The sequence below is a fragment of the Dolichospermum sp. UHCC 0352 genome, from assembly GCF_009711925.1.
Taxonomy (GTDB): Bacteria; Cyanobacteriota; Cyanobacteriia; order Cyanobacteriales; family Nostocaceae; genus Dolichospermum; species Dolichospermum lemmermannii.
Window position 1 is genome coordinate 1 of sequence record NZ_VIKY01000329.1, and the last position, 509, is coordinate 509.

1 protein-coding gene is annotated in these 509 nt (G+C 31.0%); it reads left to right on the top strand.

The genetic code is table 11. From position 1 onward, the window contains the following. Nucleotides 1-206: 206 nt before the first annotated feature. A partial coding sequence (locus FJR06_RS23750) for a DUF4277 domain-containing protein (RefSeq protein WP_174783526.1) occupies nucleotides 207-509 on the top strand: 303 nt, incomplete at its 3' end.

Sequence of the window (509 nt, forward strand, 5' to 3'; positions counted from 1 at the left end):
AAAAAAGCCCTTAAAGTAGTACATAATAACTAAAGTCAATTCAAAAATTAAGATGCTTAATGATAATAAATAGCATTAAAAGCGAAATGGTGTGAGAAAGTGAAACTTGGTAACAAAAGAAAAAAATGAATTGATAACCAAATAAGAAATAATTGATAACAACAGAAGTATGAGAGGAAACTGTTGTGAAATTAAAACCTCAAGAAATGGAAATTCAGAACATAGACCATCTAGGGATAGTAGCAGGAATCATAGATTCAATCGGAATAGTAGAAATAATAAATGAATTAATAGGAGTCGAAAAAGACGAAAAAGTAAATGCAGGTCAAGTGGTAAAAGCCATGATAATAAACGGGTTAGGATTTGTCTCCAAACCGTTATATATGTTTCCCAAATATTTTGAAACAATAGCCTGTGAGCATTTAATAGGAGCAGGAGTAAAACCAGAATATCTCAACGACGATAAATTGGGGAGAGTCATGGATAAACTGTTTATAAAAGGCTTAGAT